A 13,839-nucleotide genomic window follows, 5' to 3' on the forward strand; every position below is an offset into this window, starting at 1 on the left:
CGGCTCTCACATCGTCGTGGTGACCTTCCTGAGCCCTCGGGGCGCATCCGGGTCCTCGCCACGGGCCAGCGCGAGCGCCAGGGCCAGACGTTGCAGCGGCAGGATGTCCAGCAGCGGGGCGTACCGCTCGTCGACCTCGGGAACGGCCATCCGGGTCGCGCCCGAGACGTCGGCCGAGCCGACCACCACCACGTCGGCGCGGCGTTCACCGAGCCGAGGCAGCACCTCCCCCATCGACCGCCCGCCGGGGCCGGATCCCACCACCGCGAGGACCGGCACATCCGGGTCGGTCATGGCGAGTGGGCCGTGCAGCAGATCGGCACCGGAGAAGGCCAGCGTCGGCAGGTAGGAGGTCTCCATCAGCTTCAGCGCCGCCTCCCGGGCGGTCGGGTACGCGTACCCTCGCCCGGTCGTCACCAGCTGCGCGGCGAACCGGTAGCGCGGCGCGAGCTGGGTTGGGGTCTCGTCGGCCAGGATGCGGGTGGCCAACTCGGGCAGCGCGTCGAGCGCCGCCCGTTCGTCGGCGGGGAGTACCCCGTCGCCGGCCCGAATCCCCTCTACCAGCATCAGAAGGGCGAGCAGCTCGGCGGTGTAGGTCTTGGTGGCGGCCACCGCCCGTTCGCGACCGGCGGCGAGGTCGACGCTCAGCTCCGCGACGCCGGCCAGCGGCGAGTCGGGCGCGTTGGTGACCGCGAGGGTGAGCGCGCCCGAGACACGGGCAGCCCGGAGGACCTCGGTGAGGTCCGGGGATCCCCCGCTCTGGCTCACCCCGACCACCAACGCACCGGACAGGTCCGGCCGCGCGCCGTACACGGTGACGGCGCTGGGCGAGGCGAGCCCGGCGGGCAGGCCGAGGCGGATCTCGGTCAGGTACGCACCGTAGAGCGCGGCGTGGTCGGAGGTGCCGCGTGCGGTGAACACCACGTGTCGCGGACGGCGGTCGGCGATGACGGCGGCGACCCGGGCGATCTCCCCGGCGTGCTCGGTGGAGAGCAGTCGGGCGTACCCCGCCGGCTGCTCGTCGATGTCGGCGACCATACCGGCTCCTGGACGGGTCACGGAAGCTCCTCCCAGTGCGCATATTCCGCGCGTTTCCTGCTCAGTCTTGCATCTTTGATCGGAGCAATGCAATGCAATGAACAGCATTGCGCACTGATCACTAAGATCCGTCAACATCACCTACGCTGACGACCCGACCTCGCACAGCACGGGAGCGGAGCGGACGACGTGGCCGAGCACGAACGGGATCTGCCTGCGGCGGAGGAACTGGCCCTGGCCCGGTCGGCCCTGGCCGACGGCGACCTGGCTGACGCCGCCACGCACGTCGCAGGCGCGCTGGCACAGGCGCCGACCATGCCGGAGGTGCACGAGGTGCTCGCCCGCTTCGCCGCCGCCGACGGGGGCGGGCTCGACCTGTTCCCCCTGCGCCACAACGTGTTCGTCGGCACCGTCGTCGCCCGGGCGCACCTGCTCGCCGCCGCCGGCCGCCCGGCCGAAGGGCTCGACCTGCTCGTCGCGGCCACCGGCCACGCGCCGGCGACGCCGTGGGCCGAGGTGCCCTGGGTGACCGCCCCCGACCTGGCCGAACGCCTCGAACCGGACCGCATCGCCCGGATCCTCATGCAGGTCTGCGCGGCCACCCCCGATCCGGCGCCCCGGTCCGGCCGGACAGCTCTTGCCCCGTACCTCGCGCTGGCTCGCAACGCGGTCACCGTCCACCCCGAAGACGCCCTGCTCCTCGGCGCGGCGTCCGCGCTGGCCCGGCGGGTCGGTGAGGTCGAGTTCGCGATCCGCTGGGCCACCCGGGGGGTTCGTGTCGAGCCGTCGAAAATCGGCGAGGTGTGGCTCGGGTACGCATGTCGCAGCGCGGGCCGAATCCGGGAGGCCCTCGCGGCGCTCGAACGCGCCGTCGGGCACGACCCCGACGACCTGGCCGTGTACGCCGACATCGCCGGTACCCTCGCCGACCACGGCCGTCTCGACGAAGCACTCGTCTGGATCGACCGGGCGCTGGCCCGGGACCCGTCCTTCGACTGTGCGGTGCACACGGCGCACCGATTGCGCTTTCTGCGCGATGGTGACGTCGGGCACCTGGTCGCGCTGGCCGACTTCGCACGCGAGTACCCGGACGACTCCCACGAGCACGCCGACCTGGCCGAAGCCTGCCGCAGCCACCCGTGGCTCGGGCAGGTCACCCCCGCCGTCGGGCCGACGGTCGACGCGCTGCGCGCCGCCCTCGCCGACGACCGCCGCGGCCTGGGCACCGCCGTCCGGCTGGTCTCGCCGGCACCGCCGAGTGCCCTGCGTACGCTCGCCTCGGCCGCGCCCCGCCTGCGCGTGGAGGTGACGGACGGGCCTGGCCCGGACCCACGCGAGCCCCGGCGGGCGACCGGCAGACGACTGTGGCGCTACGAGGGCGACGCGGTCACGCCCGCCCTCGCGGCGCCGTCACCGGATGCCGCCGAACACCTCCGGCAGTTCGTCCACCCGGCCTGGCCGCACCCGCCGGCGGCGTACGACGCAGCCGTCGCCCTGGCCACTTTGGACCTCGCTGACCTACTCGGCCTGCTCGTGCACCCGCCCGCCGCCCCGCCGACCGCGCTGGGCCGGGTGCTCGGCGAGCAGGACCCGACGCTGTGGACCCGCAGCGTCCAGGTCTGGGCCTGCCTTGGGCTGCTGCATCACCGTACCGACGAGCCGTGGCCGGACTCGACCCGGCGGCAGGTGTTGTTGGACCTGGTCTGGGGCGTCGAGGACTGGATCACCGAGGCCGCGTTGTTCGCCCTGGTGACCGCCGCCTGGGTCGACCCGTCGGTACGCCCCGACGTCGCCGCGGTGGTGGCCGAGCGGCTCGCGGACGCGGCGCACACCGCCCGGGACCGCACGGTGCCGATCGCCGCCTCCCTGGGCCACCTGGCCCTGGCCACCCCCGACCTGGACCCGGCGGCGCGGGCGCTGGCCCGCACCCTGACCGGCCGGCCGGCACCGCGGGCTCCCCGATCGCTACGCCGCCTCTGGCGGCGCCTCACCGCCGCCCTCCGCCGCCCCTGACCAGCCCCCACACCGGGGCCCGCGTCCCGGCGCAGTCGCCGCACGCCCGAGTTCCGCGGGTGGGTCAGGGGGTCGGGGCCTTGGCGACGGCCGTCTCCGTCTCGTCGGCGGGCGCCGGGTGTGACGCGTCGGCAGTCCGCAGCGGGATCTCCTTGATGAACCACGCGAGCACCGGCACCATGATCGTGAAGAGCACCGCCCAGAGGAAGACGTGCGAGATCGCGTCGGCGAGACCGCTGAACATCACCTCGCGGGCCTGTGCCGGCAGGTCCCGGAGTCGCCCCAGGTCCATCGCCACACCGGCCTCGCCGCCTCCGCCGAACGAATCGCCGGCCGACGAACCAGCCAGCCGGTTGGCGAAGACGGCACCGAAGAGCGAGATGCCGAACGAACCGCCGATCGAGCGGAAGAACGTCGCCGCACCGCTCGCCGCGCCCAGGTCGCGCTGCTCGACGCTGTTCTGCGCGATGAGCATCGAGGTCTGCATGAGGAAGCCCATCCCGACGCCGAGCACGACCATGTAGAGCGAGGACTCGACCCTGCTGGTGTGCACGTCGAGCCGGGTCAGCAGGGCCATGCCGGCGGTCATCACCGCGCCGCCGACAATCGGGAAGATCCGGTAGCGACCGGTCCGCGTGATCGCCCGGCCCACCACCAGCGAGACCACCAACATGCCGAACATCAACGGCAGCAGCAGCAGGCCGGAGTTGGTGGCCGAGGCACCCTGCACGGTCTGCTGGTAGAGCGGGAGGAAGCTCATCGCGCCGAACATCGCGAAGCCGAGCAGGAAACCGACCACCGAGATCAGCGCGAAGTTGCGGTTGGCGAAGAGCTTGAGCGACAGGATCGGCTCGGCCGCACGGCGCTCGACCAGAGCGAAGCCGACGAGTGCCACCAGCACGAGAGCGGCCAGGCCGAGGATCTGCGGCGATACCCAGTCGTACTCGGTGCCGCCCCAGGTGGTGACCAGTACGATCCCGGTGATACCCACCGAGAGCAACGCGGCGCCGAGCCAGTCGATCCGGTGCTCGGTACGGTGCCGAGGCACGCGCAGGGTGGCGACCAGCAGCACCAGCGCGACGCCGCCCAGCGGCAGGTTGACGTAGAACGCCCAGCGCCACGAGAGGTGGTCGGTGATGAACCCGCCGACGAGCGGGCCGGCCACCATGGCGATGGCCATGACGCCGGCGATCATGCCCTGGTAGCGGCCCCGCTCCCGGGGCGGGACCAGGTCGCCGATGATCGCCATCACGCCGACCATCAGGCCACCGCCGCCGAGGCCCTGGACGGCACGGAAGGCGATCAGCTCGACCATGCCGTCGTCCGGCCCGCCGAGCAGCGCGGATCCCGCCATTCCGCAGAGCGCGGATCCGACCAGGAAGATCACCACAGCGGTCAGGAAGACCGTCTTGCGACCGTACAGGTCACCGAGCTTGCCCCAGATCGGGGTGGAGACGGTGGTACCGAGGACATAGGCGGTGACCACCCAGGTGAAGTGGTCCAACCCGCCGAACTCGCCCACGATCCTGGGCAGGGCCGTGCTGACGATCATGTTGTCGAGCATCGCCAGCGTCATGGCGATCATCAGGCTGAAGAGCACGAGCCGGATGTTCGGCCGTGCCGGTGCCTGGGTTGCCTGGGCCATCGGTAGGCTCCCCCGAGAGTGTGTAACTTACTTGCCGCCCGGCTAGTCACCTTACTAGCCGCACGGTAAGTTGGGTAGCGACACCGGTCAGGCGAGTCGGGTGGTGAGGGTGAGAGAGAACACAGGCGGGACGCAGGAGCGCATCAAGGCCGTCGCGCTGGAGCTCTTCACCGAGCAGGGGTACGAGAAGACCTCGCTACGGGAGATCGCCGAGCGGCTGAAGGTGACGAAGGCCGCGCTCTACTACCACTTCAAGAGCAAGGACGAGATCGTCAGCAGCTTCGTCGAGGACCGCCTCGACCGGATGGACGAACTCATCGCCTGGGCTGAGACGCAACCGGCAACCCGGGCCACCCGGCGCACGGTCATCAGCCGGTACGCCGACACGATGTTCGCCGGCGAGCAGCCCTCAGTGATGCGCTTCTTCGAGCAGAACCAGACGGTGCTGAAGAGCCTCACCGCTGGCAAGCAGATGCGCGACCGAATGTTCGGGCTGGCCAACGTCCTGTGCCGGGGGGACACCTCACCCGGCGCTCAGCTACGCGCCGTACTGGCGCTCTTCGCCGTGCACAGCAGTTGGTTCGCGGTGCGGACGCCGGGCATCAGCGACGCCGAGCGCCGGGCGACCGCCCTGGAGGTGGCCGACGAACTGCTCGCCGCCATCCACCCCAGGCCGGCCGACGACCCAGCCTGACCCGTACACACGAAACCAGGTCGGGTCGCCGCACCGCACCCCGGCCGCACCGCAGACACGTCGCGTCCCCGGGCACCGGCCGGACGACCGCCACGCGTCGGGTGACCCACGGTGGGCGTCCCACCGCAGCCACCCTGACACGTCGCCCCCGCCGGAGCACGTGGGCCGGACGGCCGGCTCGCACCGGGCCGGCCCAGGTGCGATCAGCCGGTGAGGTCCAGCCGCAGCGCGAGCAGGTGCACCCCGGCCAGTGGCGACCAGTCCTTCGCCGGCACGCGGACGAACCCCCGCCGCTGGTAGAGCCGCTGAGCCGAAGCCGCGAAGCCGTCCCGGACGCAGATCACCACGGCGGAGCAGCCTCCCTTCGCGGCGCGTGCGACACACTCGTCGACCAGCGCCGCACCGACGCCCCGGCCCTGGGCCGCCGGATCCACGGCGAGCATTCGGAACTCCGCCTCGCCGGGACCGCTGAGCTCGGCGTACCGGGTGCCGGGCAGCACGAAGGTCACCGAGCCGAGTACCGCCGCCGTGGCTTGGTCCACCACGACCAGCACGTCACCGTGCTCCGCCCGGGTGGCCACGTCGGCGAGCACCTCGGCGTAGCCGGTCTCGCCCTTGAGCTGCCCGTCGGCCTCGTACGCGGCCACCGTCAGCCGCGCCACCGCGACGAAGTCGGCCGGCCCCGCGAGACGCACCCGAAGGCTCAACCGATCACCGCGATCAGATCGCCGTCCTGCACCACGTCGCCCTCGTTGACCGCGAGCTGTTGCACGACGCCGTCGGACTCGGCGACGACCGGGATCTCCATCTTCATCGACTCCAGGATCACCAGCGTGTCCCCCTCGGACACGGTGTCCCCGGCCGCCGCGACGACCTTCCAGACGTTCGCCACCATCTCGGCGCGGATCTCCTCGGCCATCCTCCGGCCCTCCCTCTCGCGACTACCTGCCGACGTATCCAATCATGGGACCGGGTCGCGGTGGGCGCGGAGCGGACGGTCGGAAACCGTGATCCGCTCCGACGTGCCCGATCCGGCTGGCCGCCCGCCGGCTGCGCCAGCGCGGCGTACCCGGAATCGGCCCCGGAGGACGTCGGCCGGTGGTGACGGCACTAGCATCAGCGGTCGGAGCCGGCCGGCGCCTGCCGCGGCGTCGAGGGCACCCGGCGGCCGGAACGGCACTCACGAGGAGGTCACCATGGCGAAGAAGGCCCGCAAGAAGAAGGCTCGCAAGAAGAGCGCCGCCAACCACGGCAAGCGCCCCAACTCCTGAACGCGCGGCCGGGCGGACGAGCCCGCTCAGCCGGTGGACACCACACCGGTGGCCCGGGTCGTTCCCGACCCGGGCCACCGGTGTGCCACGTCGTCAGTCGGCCAGTTCCCGCGACTCGCTGCTCTCGACCACGACCAGCTCGGTCAGCGTGACCCGGAGCCGCTCCCGCAGTTGGTCGGGGGCCGTCTCGTTGCCGCAGCAGCGGGCGACCAGCGCCTTGACCTCCTGCTCGATGCCGTACTCGCGCAGGCACGGCCCGCACTCGTCGAGGTGGTGCCGGATCAGCGTCCGGCGTTCCTCGGCGCATTCCAGGTCCAGGTAGAGGTAGACCTCCGCCAGCACCTCACGGCAGTCTGTCTCGTGCGGCTGTCCACAGCTCACGTCACACCTCCCGGCTGGCGGTGGCCGTCGAGCCCTTCGCCGACGACGCGGAGGTGAAGCCCCGCTCCGCCGCGTACTGCTCGAGCAGCTTGCGCAAATTGCGTCGACCCCGGTGCAGGCGCGACATCACCGTGCCGATCGGCGTGCCCATGATGTCGGCGACCTCCTTGTAGGAGAATCCCTCGACGTCGGTGAGATAAACCGTCAGCCGGAACTCCTCCGACAGTTGCTGGAGGGCCTCCTTGACGTCGCTGTCCGGGAGCCGGTCCAGCGCCTCCGTCTCCGCGGAGCGCAGCCCGCTGGAGGTGTGTGACTCGGCCTCGGCAAGCTGCCAGTCGGTGATCTCGTCGGTCGGCGCCTGGATCGGCTGCCGTTGCCGCCGACGATAGGAGTTGATGTAGGTATTGGTCAGGATCCGGTACAGCCAGGCCTTCAGGTTGGTGCCCTGCTCGAACTGGTGGAAGGCGGAGTACGCCTTCAGGTACGTCTCCTGGACCAGGTCCTCGGCATCTGCCGGGTTGCGGGTCATCCGCAGGCCGGCAGCATAGAGCTGGTCGACGAAGGGCATCGCGTCCCGCTCGAAGCGGGCCCTGCGCTCGTCCGTCTTCTCGGTGGTCAACCGCACATCCCCTCGCGTCGGATGCTTTCCCGCCGAGGATACGCGCACAGACCTTCCCTCAGATCCACTTCCGGCGGGTGTGCCCGCGCTCACCAGCCCGGCCGGCGGCACCGCCGCGGGCCAGTCCGGACCGTCCAACAGTTGACGTAGCTGCCGTGCGCCCCGCTCCCGGGCCCGCGCCTCGGTCGACACCGGTCACCCCCCTTGCCAGAAATGCTGTCCGGGGGAAGCAACGCGTATTGGCGGGCCGGACATTCCGGCATCCGGCCCCGTTCCTGGTCCCGGCCGATCTCGGCGGAGACCACGGCTGGGACCAGGAAGGGCCTGGGAGGACCGGCGCCGGCCGCCCGAACCGGGCAACCGGCACCATCCGATGCAACGAGAGTGACCGGCCCCGGTCACGCCCCGCCCGCAGACCCGCCCTCCCGCGGCACCAGGCCCCGCCGCGGGCCGCACGCTTCATGCGCCTGCGCGCAGAGCGACGGAGCGCCACACCCGCTGACCGCGCGCGGAGCCGGCGTGGCCGGCCGGCGTCAGGGGCGGGTCCAGCCACGGGCGTGCAGCCAGTCGAGCACGATCCCGGCCACCGCCGCCGGATCCCTGCGCAGGTCATGCCGCTCGCCCGGACGGGTCACCACGTCCACCGACGGGCCCGTCTCCGGCACCCCGAAGGGATCCCGGTCACCGTTCACCACCAGGGTCGGGACGCCGGTCACCAACTCGTCCGCCCGGGACCGCTCGGGGCGGCCGGGCGGGTGCAGCGGGAAGGCGAGGGCGACCACACCGGCCGCGCCGACGGTCGTCGCGGTCCGGCAGGCCACCCGCGCGCCACTGGACCGGCCGCCGACCACCAGGGGTGGGCCGGTCCACCGCTCCAGGAGCGCGGACAACACCGTCGCCCATGCCTCGTCGAGCTGCCCCGCGGGCGCCGGCGCACGCCGGCCGGCGACCCGGTATGGCTGCGTCACCCGAGCGACCAGCAGGCCGCCACCTACCGCGGCGTCGCGCAGCGCGGTCAGATCGGGGGCGTCCACCCCGCCACCCGCGCCGTGCCCGAGCACCAGCAGGGCGGTCGGCGACCCGAGCGGCGGGTCGAGGTCGGCCCGAGCCGGACCGCGCGGGGTGGGAATCTCCTCGGTCGGTGACACCAGCACATTCTGCGGCCCGTCGCACCGGTCCTGGGGAACGCCACCCGAGTACCGCCCGACCGTGACCCAACCGCACGCCGACACGCCGGCATCGCGCACCGTTGGCGATTCACCCGACGGCGCACCAGCGGGAATCCGGGACACGCCCTGACGCTGGTCGACCCGGACCCGGCGGCGCCCGACCGTGCCGCCGGGTGCGTTCGGATCAAACCGATGCCGGCGACCTGACGGGCCGGGACATTCGCGGCCAGCTCGATCCCCGCCGAGCGGGTCAGCTCGGTCGTGGAGTCAGCCGGTCGCTGGCTCAGCGGCCGAGCGGCACCAGGGTGAGCAGCCGGTCGCGAACCGGTGGGCCCGCCTCGTCGGCGGCGCCCCGATCCGGCTGCACCTCGCTGCGCCAGGCGATCAGCATCGCCCGGCGCTCGCGGGGGGTGGTGCCGCCCCACACCCCGTGACAGTCGCCCACCTCCAGCGCCCAGGCCAGGCAGGAGCCCTGCACGTCACAGGCGCGGCAGAGCTCCACAGCCGCGTCGGCCGGCTCGTTCGGCGCTGGAAAGAACGTCTCCGGATCGACGCTCTGGCAGGTACCTCTGGTGCGCCACGTCTCATCCTGCCGACGTTCGTGCAGCGCCCGCCGTAGGCGCGGATCTCGTCGCGCGGCGGCCACCTCGTGCGGACGGGGCATTCGTGCCCGAGTCATCCACCCACCTCCCCCGTGGGACCGGCAAACCGATGGACGTCGTCCGCCCCGTGCGAATCGGCACCCACCACCGGCGGCTGTGTTCTATCGCGATTCCGGGCATCGATACAAGGGCCTCCGAGAAGATGGGGCGACAAGCACGCCACGTTTTGCCCGGAAGTCACGCCACGTTTCGCCCGGAAGCTCGGCAAACACACCTGACACCTGCCGATGCGGGTCACCGTCAGAAGAGCGTCAGACCCCCCGCGTCACCGTCGCGGGGCACCGGCGCCGCCGCCCGCTCGACGAGGTGCGGGCCGTCGTTACGGACGTCGCCCACCGCCGGCCCCACCGGTCGGATCTCGAGCCCGGCGAGCCACGCCGGCGGCGGGGGGACGAGCAGGCTCTCCGGCCGGTGGGTCGGCGCCAGCCAGTCGCGCCACCGCCCACCGGGCAGCAGCAGGGGCATCCGGTCGTGCACGTCGGCCAGCGCGCCGAGGGCGGCGGTGGTCAGCACGCTGCACGTGAGTAGCGGGCCGCCGGGGCCGTCCCAGACCGACCAGATGCCGGCGAAGGCGAGCACGGAGCCGTCCCGGGGCGTCAGGTAGTATGCCTGCTTGCCACCCGGGTGGCGGACCCACTCGTACCACCCGTCGGCCGGCACGAGACAGCGTCGGCGGGCGAAGGCGCCCGCGTACGCCCGGCTGGTCGCCACCGTCTCGACGCGGGCGTTGATCATACGGGCGGCTCCGGCCGGCGACCGGGACCAGGCCGGCACCAGCCCCCAGCGGCCGAGCGACAACGCACGGTGCCCCGCCGGAGTGACCCGCACCAGCGGCACCGGGTCGGTGGGTGCGACGTTGTGGTCGGGGTTGAGCCGACCGTCGGTGTCGTCGTACGACTCGAACAGCGCGCTCAGGTCCCCGGAGGACCGGGTGGTCGCGTACCTCCCGCACATGCCGCACACGCTAACGCGTTGACGACGGCAAGGCTGTCCCGACGATCGGGAGTCCGCCCGGGTGGCCGTCTCCGCCGATCGGCGGAGACGGCAGAATGTAACCGTGGAGAATCTGACCGCGGCCCGGCTGCCACGGCCGTGGACCGCTCCAACCGCCTCGGACCCGGTCTCGGCGACGCTGCGCCTGCCCGGCTCCAAGTCGCTGACCGCACGCGCACTGGTGCTCAGCAGCCTGGCCAGTGGCCCGTCGACACTGGCCGGCCCGTTGCGGGCCCGGGACACCGAGCTGATGGCCGGCGGGCTGCAGGCGATGGGCACGCACCTGTCGATCAGCGACGACGAGCGCTGGCTGGTCCGGCCCCATCCGCTCGTCGGGCCGGCGCACGTCGACGTCGGTCTCGCCGGCACGGTGATGCGCTTCCTGCCTCCGGTCGCGAGCCTCGCGGACGGGCGGGTCACGTTCGACGGCGATCCGCAGGCTCGGGTCCGGCCGCTCGGGCCGCTCGTCGGCGCCCTGCACGGGCTCGGCGTCCGGGTCGACACCCCACCCACCGGAAGCCTGCCGCTGGCGGTGCTCGGCACCGGTCGAGTCACCGGCGGCGAGATCGTGATCGACGCCTCCGCCTCCAGCCAGCTCGTCTCCGGGCTGCTGCTGGCCGCGCCGCGCTTCGACCGGGGCGTGGTGGTCCGGCACGTCGGGCCACCGGTGCCGTCCGCGCCGCACCTGCGGATGACGGTGCGGATGCTGCGGGCAGCCGGCGCCGCCGTCGACGACACCACCCCGGACGTGTGGTCGGTGGAGCCGGGCCAGCTCGCCGGGCGCGGCTGGGAGATCGAGCCCGACCTCTCCGGCGCGGTGCCGTTCTTCGCCGCCGCCCTCGTCACCGGGGGCGAAGTGACCGTCCCGGGGTGGCCGCACAGCAGCGCCCAGCCGGTCGAGCGGCTGCGTACGCTGTTGCAGGCGATGGGCGGCGAGATGACACTGTCCACCGCCGGGCTGACCGTGCGGGGAACCGGCGCCGTGCACGGCCTCACCGCCGACCTGTCCGACGTCAGCGAGCTGACTCCGGTGCTGACCGCGCTGGCCACGCTCGCCGACTCGCCCTCACGGTTCACCGGCATCGCCCACATCCGGGGGCACGAGACCGACCGGATCGCGGCCCTCGCCCGCGAGTTCGGCGCCCTGGGCGCCGACCTCACCGAGTCCCACGACGGCCTCGAAATCCGGCCCCGGCCGCTGCGCGGCGGGCCGTTCGAGACCTACCACGACCACCGCATGGCGCACGCCGCGGCGGTCGCCGGCCTGGCCGTGCCGGGAATCGAGCTGGACGACGTGGTGTGCACCTCGAAGACGATGCCGAAGTTTCCGGCACTATGGTCGGCGATGGTGACCGGCAAGAGCTGACGCGACAGGGGGCGGGTCCTGGCGACGAGACGACGGGAGTACGACGAGGACGATGTCCGGGTCCGGCCCGGGAAGTCGTCGCGCCCACGTACCCGGATGCGCCCCCGGCACGCCGACGCGGTGGACGGGTTCGTCATCGCCGTCGACCGGGGCCGGTACACCTGTGTGCTGACCGCCACCGGCCCGGACACGCCGCCGGTGACCGCGATGCGCGCCCGCGAGCTGGGCCGCAAGTCGGTCGTGGTGGGTGACCGGGTCGGGCTGGTCGGCGACACCTCCGGCACGCCCGGAGCACTGGCCCGGATCGTCCGGATCGCCGAGCGCAGCTCGGTGCTACGCCGCACCGCGGAGGACGACGCGACCACGGCCGAGGGGCGGCTGGAACGGGTGGTGGTGGCGAACGCCGACCAACTCGTCATCGTCAGCGCGCTGGCTGACCCGCCACCCCGGACCGGCTTCATCGACCGGTGCCTGGTGGCGGCGTACGACGCCGACGTCGAGCCGCTGCTCTGTCTCACCAAAGCCGACCTGGCCGGCCCCGATGCGGTGCTCGGCTACTACGCCGAGCTGGAGCTGCCGTACGTGCTGATCCGGCCCGACTCGACCCTCGACGCCCTGCGCGGCCTCCTCGCCGGGCGAATCTCGGTGTTGGTGGGGCACTCCGGGGTGGGCAAGTCGACGCTCGTCAACCGCCTGGTCCCGGACGCCGCCCGCGCGGTCGGCCAGGTCAGCGCGATCGGCCGGGGCCGGCACACGTCGACCAGCGCGGTGGCGTTGCGGTTGCCGCCGCTGGCGGGCAGCGACGACGACCGCCGGCACCACCAGGGCCACGCGTCCGACACCGCGCCCCGTTCCGGAGCCGATCCGGGCTGGATCATCGACACCCCCGGCGTACGCAGCTTCGGGCTGGCGCACGTCTCCGCCGACAGCCTGCTGCACGGGTTCCCCGACCTGGTGCAGGGCACGGTCGACTGCCCGGCCAACTGTCCGCACACCGCCGACGAGGCGGCCTGTGGTCTGGACGCGTGGGTGGCCGCCGGCAAGGCCGACCCGCGCCGGCTGGCCTCGTACCGCCGGCTGCTCGCCTCGCGGGCCGGCGAGAGCGACCCACCGACCGGAGCGTGAGCGGGGCGGCGCTACCGTCTGCGGCATGACCGGGTACGCCGACGATCTCGCCCTCGCCCACCGCCTCGCCGACGCCGCCGACGCTGTATCCACCGAGCGGTTCCGCGCGGTGGATCTACGCGTCGACGCGAAGCCCGACCTGACCCCGGTCTCCGACGCGGACACCGCCGTGGAGCGACAGATCCGAGCGTTGCTCGCCGCGCACCGACCCGGTGACGGCCTGCTCGGTGAGGAGTACGGCGAGCAGCCCGCGGCCCACCCGGGCGGTCGGCGCTGGGTGGTCGACCCGATCGACGGCACGAAGAACTTCATCCGCGGCGTACCGGTCTGGGCCACCCTCATCGCGCTGCTGGAGGGAGACCGGCCGGTAGCCGGCCTGGTGTCCGCACCGGCGCTGGGCCGCCGGTGGTGGGCGGCGCTCGGCGAGGGGGCGTACGCGGGGCCGGACCCGGCCGCCGGCACGCCGATCCGGGTCTCCGGGGTAACCGACCTCGTCGACGGGAGTTTCTGCTACTCCTCGCTGACCGGATGGGAGGACGCCGGTCGGTTGGACGCCGTTCTCGACATCATGCGTGCCGCCTGGCGCAGCCGGGCGTACGGCGACTTCTACGGTTACATGCTGCTCGCCGAGGGCGCACTGGACGTGATGGTGGAGCCGGAACTTTCGCTGTGGGACATCGCCGCGCTGGTACCGATCGTCACCGAGGCCGGCGGCACGTTCACCGACCTGGCCGGTCGTCCCGCCCCTGGTGACATCACCTCCGGCGAGATCAGCGCGATCGCCACGAACGGCTCGCTGCACGCCGACATCCTCGCCCGCCTGGATCGGCCAACCGCGCACTGACCACCACCAACCTCTATCC

Annotated in this window: 15 protein-coding genes; 6 read left to right on the plus strand and 9 right to left on the minus strand. The window is 72.9% G+C overall.

Translation table 11 applies throughout. The features are described 5' to 3' along the window. Nucleotides 1–6: 6 nt before the first annotated feature. Nucleotides 7–1,038, minus strand: a complete 1,032-nt coding sequence (locus QTQ03_RS13805; protein ID WP_289280820.1) for an SIS domain-containing protein — start codon at nucleotides 1,036–1,038, stop codon at nucleotides 7–9. A 189-nt stretch (nucleotides 1,039–1,227) separates the two neighbouring features. On the opposite strand from QTQ03_RS13805, the gene QTQ03_RS13810 reads away from it, so the two are divergent. Beyond that, nucleotides 1,228–3,051, plus strand: coding sequence for a tetratricopeptide repeat protein (locus tag QTQ03_RS13810; RefSeq protein ID WP_289278379.1), 1,824 nt, complete (start codon nucleotides 1,228–1,230; stop codon nucleotides 3,049–3,051). 64 nt (nucleotides 3,052–3,115) lie between these two features. Here QTQ03_RS13810 and QTQ03_RS13815 read toward each other — a convergent pair whose 3' ends face one another. After that, nucleotides 3,116–4,696 (minus strand): MDR family MFS transporter, encoded by a 1,581-nt coding sequence (locus QTQ03_RS13815; protein WP_289278380.1) that lies wholly within the window; start codon nucleotides 4,694–4,696, stop codon nucleotides 3,116–3,118. Between the two features lie 103 nt (nucleotides 4,697–4,799). Here QTQ03_RS13815 and QTQ03_RS13820 point away from each other — a divergent pair, with 103 nt between their 5' ends. Next, entirely contained in the window at nucleotides 4,800–5,390 is a 591-nt protein-coding gene (locus QTQ03_RS13820; protein ID WP_289278381.1) for a TetR/AcrR family transcriptional regulator, read from the plus strand. A gap of 203 nt (nucleotides 5,391–5,593) precedes the next feature. Here QTQ03_RS13820 and QTQ03_RS13825 read toward each other — a convergent pair whose 3' ends face one another. Beyond that, nucleotides 5,594–6,097 (minus strand): GNAT family N-acetyltransferase, encoded by a 504-nt coding sequence (locus tag QTQ03_RS13825; protein WP_289278382.1) that lies wholly within the window; start codon nucleotides 6,095–6,097, stop codon nucleotides 5,594–5,596. Next, the gene (locus QTQ03_RS13830; RefSeq protein WP_013735733.1) at nucleotides 6,094–6,309 is read right to left on the minus strand and encodes a biotin/lipoyl-binding carrier protein; all 216 of its coding nucleotides are present in this window, start codon (nucleotides 6,307–6,309) and stop codon (nucleotides 6,094–6,096) included. Before QTQ03_RS13830 ends, QTQ03_RS13825 begins: the two co-directional genes overlap by 4 nt. Before the next feature lie 277 nt (nucleotides 6,310–6,586). Here QTQ03_RS13830 and QTQ03_RS30680 point away from each other — a divergent pair, with 277 nt between their 5' ends. Beyond that, entirely contained in the window at nucleotides 6,587–6,661 is a 75-nt protein-coding gene (locus tag QTQ03_RS30680; RefSeq protein ID WP_370461611.1) for a 50S ribosomal protein bL37, read from the plus strand. A 93-nt stretch (nucleotides 6,662–6,754) separates the two neighbouring features. Here QTQ03_RS30680 and rsrA read toward each other — a convergent pair whose 3' ends face one another. The 5 genes from rsrA to QTQ03_RS13855 all read right to left on the minus strand — a co-directional run bounded on the left by rsrA (nucleotide 6,755) and on the right by QTQ03_RS13855 (nucleotide 10,446). Beyond that, nucleotides 6,755–7,042: a mycothiol system anti-sigma-R factor gene (gene rsrA / locus QTQ03_RS13835; RefSeq protein ID WP_289278383.1), complete on the minus strand. Its 288-nt coding sequence runs from the start codon at nucleotides 7,040–7,042 to the stop codon at nucleotides 6,755–6,757. Between the two features lies 1 nt (nucleotide 7,043). Continuing rightward, the gene (locus QTQ03_RS13840) at nucleotides 7,044–7,853 is read right to left on the minus strand and encodes a sigma-70 family RNA polymerase sigma factor (protein ID WP_289278384.1); all 810 of its coding nucleotides are present in this window, start codon (nucleotides 7,851–7,853) and stop codon (nucleotides 7,044–7,046) included. 341 nt (nucleotides 7,854–8,194) lie between these two features. Continuing rightward, nucleotides 8,195–8,809, minus strand: coding sequence for an alpha/beta hydrolase family protein (locus QTQ03_RS13845; RefSeq protein ID WP_289278385.1), 615 nt, complete (start codon nucleotides 8,807–8,809; stop codon nucleotides 8,195–8,197). A 304-nt stretch (nucleotides 8,810–9,113) separates the two neighbouring features. Further along, a complete protein-coding gene (locus QTQ03_RS13850; RefSeq protein ID WP_289278386.1) occupies nucleotides 9,114–9,509 on the minus strand; it encodes a WhiB family transcriptional regulator in 396 nt (131 codons plus the stop codon). Between the two features lie 223 nt (nucleotides 9,510–9,732). After that, entirely contained in the window at nucleotides 9,733–10,446 is a 714-nt protein-coding gene (locus QTQ03_RS13855) for an SOS response-associated peptidase (protein ID WP_289278387.1), read from the minus strand. A 103-nt stretch (nucleotides 10,447–10,549) separates the two neighbouring features. Between QTQ03_RS13855 and aroA the strand changes: the two genes are divergently transcribed. The 3 genes from aroA (at nucleotide 10,550) to hisN (ending at nucleotide 13,820) form a co-directional block, all read left to right on the plus strand. After that, complete coding sequence (gene aroA / locus QTQ03_RS13860; RefSeq protein ID WP_289278388.1) at nucleotides 10,550–11,851, plus strand: 3-phosphoshikimate 1-carboxyvinyltransferase; 1,302 nt, start codon at nucleotides 10,550–10,552, stop codon at nucleotides 11,849–11,851. Nucleotides 11,852–11,947: 96 nt separating this feature from the next. Then, entirely contained in the window at nucleotides 11,948–12,976 is a 1,029-nt protein-coding gene (gene rsgA, locus QTQ03_RS13865) for a ribosome small subunit-dependent GTPase A (RefSeq protein ID WP_289278389.1), read from the plus strand. A 25-nt stretch (nucleotides 12,977–13,001) separates the two neighbouring features. Next, on the plus strand, nucleotides 13,002–13,820 hold the full coding sequence (gene hisN, locus QTQ03_RS13870; RefSeq protein WP_289278390.1) for a histidinol-phosphatase: 819 nt from the start codon (nucleotides 13,002–13,004) through the stop codon (nucleotides 13,818–13,820). The last annotated feature ends 19 nt before the right edge of the window (nucleotides 13,821–13,839 follow it).

The organism is Micromonospora sp. WMMA1363, assembly GCF_030345795.1.
Taxonomy (GTDB): Bacteria; Actinomycetota; Actinomycetes; order Mycobacteriales; family Micromonosporaceae; genus Micromonospora.

What these genes read in the sequence shown, in the direction of transcription:
- QTQ03_RS13805 (WP_289280820.1), bottom strand. Translation starts at nt 1,038, where the DNA reads ATGGTCGCCGACATCGACGAGCAGCCGGCGGGGTACGCCCGACTGCTC.
- QTQ03_RS13815 (WP_289278380.1), bottom strand. Translation starts at nt 4,696, where the DNA reads ATGGCCCAGGCAACCCAGGCACCGGCACGGCCGAACATCCGGCTCGTG.
- QTQ03_RS13830 (WP_013735733.1), bottom strand. Translation starts at nt 6,309, where the DNA reads ATGGCCGAGGAGATCCGCGCCGAGATGGTGGCGAACGTCTGGAAGGTC.
- QTQ03_RS13850 (WP_289278386.1), bottom strand. Translation starts at nt 9,509, where the DNA reads ATGACTCGGGCACGAATGCCCCGTCCGCACGAGGTGGCCGCCGCGCGA.
- QTQ03_RS13855 (WP_289278387.1), bottom strand. Translation starts at nt 10,446, where the DNA reads ATGTGCGGGAGGTACGCGACCACCCGGTCCTCCGGGGACCTGAGCGCG.
- rsgA (WP_289278389.1), top strand. Translation starts at nt 11,948, where the DNA reads ATGCGCCCCCGGCACGCCGACGCGGTGGACGGGTTCGTCATCGCCGTC.
- hisN (WP_289278390.1), top strand. Translation starts at nt 13,002, where the DNA reads ATGACCGGGTACGCCGACGATCTCGCCCTCGCCCACCGCCTCGCCGAC.